The following is a 3,914-nucleotide window of genomic DNA, read 5'->3' as shown; positions in this document are numbered from 1 at the left end:
TGTAACAACGTCAGCGTGGTGGATCCGTATCCGTGTTTGTCTTTGATCCCGGCACCGCGACGTTTTCCCTGCGAGACGGCGGTCGGTTCCACCGTGCTCAGCACAGCGACACGGCCCTCGGCTTGAACGACCCGATTCCTTCGCTGGCCGAGGGCCGCATCCGTCGTGTAGGGACAGGTCGCGTTCTGCATCCAACTGCCGAGGTCGACTTCCACGGAGGCCTTTGAAGTGTTCGTCACGGTGTAGGCCATCACCGTCGCCGGCAGTGCGGAGTCTTTGGTGCGCAGCGGAATGAACGGGCTGAACGCCTCAAGCTTGGTCTCAACAGGAAACCCCTGCTCGGCGTAAGTCACTTTGCCGATCGGATATTCCCCGCGGAACGTCACGCCGGGGAAACCCATTCGGTCGAGTGTTCTGGTCATTGACTCACCGGATGCCCTGACACGGATCAGGAATCCCTGGGCCACGTCGGCGCCGTTGCGTTTGGTGTACTCTTGGCCGGCGGCGACCGGATGGGCGTAGTGTCCACCGAGTGTAAACGCCGCGATCCGTTGGCCGTGACCGGTTTCGCGAGTGTAGTTGCACTTGAAGATGTCCCACAGCCAGAGCCGGCCATCACCGGCCAGATAAAGCTGCCCGCAGCCGATGCCGCCGACCGGCATGCCGACGTACTTGAGTTGTTCACCGGAGAGTACCTCGGCCCGGCCGCGTTGGGTCAGCGAGGCGACCCATTCGGGCGTCAGTTTCTTGTCGGCGGGGATCAGATGACCCTCGACATCGTCCGCCGCAAAAGGTCCGGCCATGACCTGCGCGGCGACCGGCAGAGTCGAAGCGGTCGCACCGCCGCCCAATACTTTCAGGGCATGCCGCCGGCTGACGTTCGGTTCGCACCCGCAAGAAGAGGAGCAACAGGATTGCGTTGGGTTTTTCACGTTGGTCGAATCTATTTTGCTGTTCATTGCTGTTGTTCAATCCTGCCGCGAATGGATGCGGAAGCCGTTGACGATTTTCCCGGGCAAACTCTTGGGCAGCCGAATCGTCAGCGCGTCGGCGGTGCGGTTCCATGTGATTTTCTCCGTGCTGCCCATCAGCTCGATGCCGGTGATCTCGCGGTCGAGCGACCCGCCGGTCGCGAGTGTGTTGATGACAATGTCCTCCGTCGGCGGAGCGAGCACGAAGGCGTAGAGCACGTCGTCTTTGGTGGTGAAGCGGATGTCTTGCGGGCAGAAGTCGGCACGGTTTTCACCCTGCCGACCATCTTTGACTTTCAACGGCCCTTCGCCAAAGGTTTTCCAGGGGCGGGTGCCGTAAATGCCTTCGCCGTTGATTTTCAGGAAATCGCCAAAGGCGGTCAGGTAGGCGGCTTGGTTTTCAGGCAAGGTCCCGTCGCCACGCAAGGCGACGTTCAGCATGACGACCCCGTTCTTGCTGATCGCATCGACGCCGTTGGCGACCATCACCGGGATGCTCATCCTGTTGACGGCGGTTTTTCGATAGAACCAGCCGCCGGAAAGATCGGTCGCCCACATCCAGGGTTCGGGCTTGATCTCTCCCGCACCTCCCCGTTCGAGATTGTACGTGAACGCAGCCCGGTCCGCGTTCGCATCTTTAAAGGACAACACGACGGTTTGCTCGCCGTTGTTTTCCTTCAGGTCGCGGTTGAGGAAATCTGAAAACAGTTTGATGCCGAGTCCCTTACCGCCTTCGATTTTTGGATAGGGCGAATCGTTGTTGAACATGTCGGGATCATACTTCTCGATGATCTCCCAACAACGCGCATACCAGTGCTCGTTCCAACTGTCCTGTGTCGCATAACCCCTGGGATCATAGTCCATGTTGAACAGTTGCCACTCGGGCGTGCCGGGCTTCTGGTACTTGCGGGCATTGGCAAAGAAACGCGGCGACCAGTAGAGGTGCGTCGAGACACCGAATTTGAGTCCGTGTTTGGCGGCGGCTTGTTTCCATTCCTTCAACGTGTCGCGTTTCGGCCCCATCGCCACCGAGTTCCAGGGGTGGAACGAATCATACATGTCGAAATTATCGTGATGGCAGGCCACGGGCATGATGAAGCGGGCGCCGTTGTCTTTCACGAATTTCACCAAGGCATCGGGATCCCATTTCTCGGCCTTGAACAACGGGATCAAATCTTCATAGCCGAACTCTTCAAGAGGCCCGTAGTGCTCGATATGCCACTTCGTCAGCGTCTCGTTCATGCTCAGATCTTCGTCCGCCTTGCCTTCCGGCGGCGGCGAGTACATGCGGCGACCATAGTGTGATCCGTCGTTGGGGCGGTTTTCATCGGCGGCCGATGAGATTCCCCAATGAAACCAGACGCCGATCTTGCCGTCGACAAACCACTCAGGGACTTGGTAATGGGCCGCCATCGATTCCCATGTCGGCTCGATCTCTTCGGCGGACGTCACTGACGGCATGGATGCCAACAGGCTGATTGCGAGCAGAAACGTCAAATGTTTCATCGGTCAACTCATCAAGGGTCTGGTGGTGCGTTCGCCGAGCAGGACTGGCCAAGGGTGACACGGATTGACTTCACATCCCGCGCGATCATTGTCATCGTGTCGTGCATCCATTCCAGGCTGCATTGCGACATGCAGAGGGTGATCTGCGACACAGGCTGTGATGCACCATCGCCTCGGTCCAATCATCGTTGGATGATCGGTTTCAGCGGCGAGGCTTCCGTTCGACGATGCCGAGTTGATCGGGTTGCTGTGTTCGTGTTGATTGAGGAATTGAGATTCCCCAAGAGAAGGTAAGTTACTTTAGAGCGCGAGCAGGTTCCAAAGCCCGGAGTAGTCATCGCTCCAATGCAGGATCGTTTCGTCTTGCTCCCACGCCTCGAACGATTCGCTCCGTTGCAGTTGTTCGGCGACCTCTGCGTCTTGTGTCAGCAGCACCCAAGTCGAGCCGTAAACGCCTATCGATTCGTCCTTGTCGTTGCTCAGGCGAATCGCCTGCCAATCCAGACTGTCGGCCAAGCCGCGGACGACGGGGCCGAGGTCGAGAAAACGATTCGAGATGTGGATCGCCAAGATGCCATCCTCGGCGAGATGTTGGCGATAAATCTCGGCACATTCGGTCGTCAGCAGGTGGACCGGGATGGCGTCGCTGCTGAACGCATCGATCGCCAGCACATCAAAGTGTTGCGGCTGGTTTTCACGCAATTCCCGTTCCATGACGATTCTCGCATCGCCGATGCGGACCTTCGTTCGCGCGGCGGAATCCTTCAGGTACGTGAAGTATCGACCGGACAGTGCTTGGACGGCGGGATTGATTTCGTAAAAGCGAAAGTCGTCGTTCGTTTTTCCATAGGCGGCGATCGTGCCCGTGCCCAGTCCCACGACCCCGACATGAATCGACTGGTCCGCCTGCTTGCGCTCGCGGACCGTTTCGATCGCAAGACCCAAGCCGCTTGCTCTGCCATAGTACGTCGTCGGCTCGCTTTTCCAGTCTTCATCGTCGTACTGAAAACCATGCTGGATCTGGCCGTGTTCCAGTCTGAACTTCGCCGGCATCGGGGATTCGTCGTCGTCCCGAGCGGGCACGTAGTCCACATTCAAGACGCCGTAGAAGTTGCGAGACCGATGGACAACGCTGTGTGAATTCGAATCAAGGGTTTCCCAATAGCCGTATCCCATGATCGCCAGCAACGAAAGAAGCGGCGCCCAGTACCAAATGCCCAGCGACGGCCGATCGTTCGAGCGAAGTTTTCGGATCACCCATTCGGCAAAGACGCCACCGAGTCCGACCAGCAGCAGCGTCCAGGCCTGCGCGGTGGTGACGACGTGTTGCTGATGCGCCAGGGCGAGCAAGATCGTGGCGTACATCGCAATGACGACGCGGGTCAACCAGATCTGATGTGGTTCACTGAAACGTCGAAGCCCCCACAGGGCGACCCG

The 3,914-nt window shown here is 58.5% G+C and carries 3 protein-coding genes; all 3 read right to left on the bottom strand.

What is annotated here, in order from left to right; translation table 11 throughout:
* Positions 1–959 (bottom strand): GH116 family glycosyl-hydrolase (locus tag ABX749_RS24995; RefSeq protein ID WP_372898391.1); only part of this gene is annotated, 959 nt, incomplete at its 3' end.
* A 9-nt stretch (positions 960–968) separates the two neighbouring features.
* The gene (locus ABX749_RS24990) at positions 969–2,477 is read right to left on the bottom strand and encodes an alpha-L-fucosidase (protein WP_372898389.1); all 1,509 of its coding nucleotides are present in this window, start codon (positions 2,475–2,477) and stop codon (positions 969–971) included.
* A 300-nt stretch (positions 2,478–2,777) separates the two neighbouring features.
* A partial coding sequence (locus tag ABX749_RS24985; protein ID WP_372898387.1) for a spermidine synthase occupies positions 2,778–3,914 on the bottom strand: 1,137 nt, incomplete at its 5' end.

The organism is Stieleria sp. (assembly GCF_041595215.1).
Lineage (GTDB): Bacteria > Planctomycetota > Planctomycetia > Pirellulales > Pirellulaceae > Stieleria > Stieleria magnilauensis.
The sequence above is the reverse complement of the archived record's forward strand: the minus strand, read 5'-3'. Positions and strand labels throughout refer to the sequence as shown.

Bases quoted from the DNA above. Each gene is read 5' to 3' on its own strand.
- ABX749_RS24990 (WP_372898389.1), bottom strand. From the start codon at position 2,477: ATGAAACATTTGACGTTTCTGCTCGCAATCAGCCTGTTGGCATCCATG.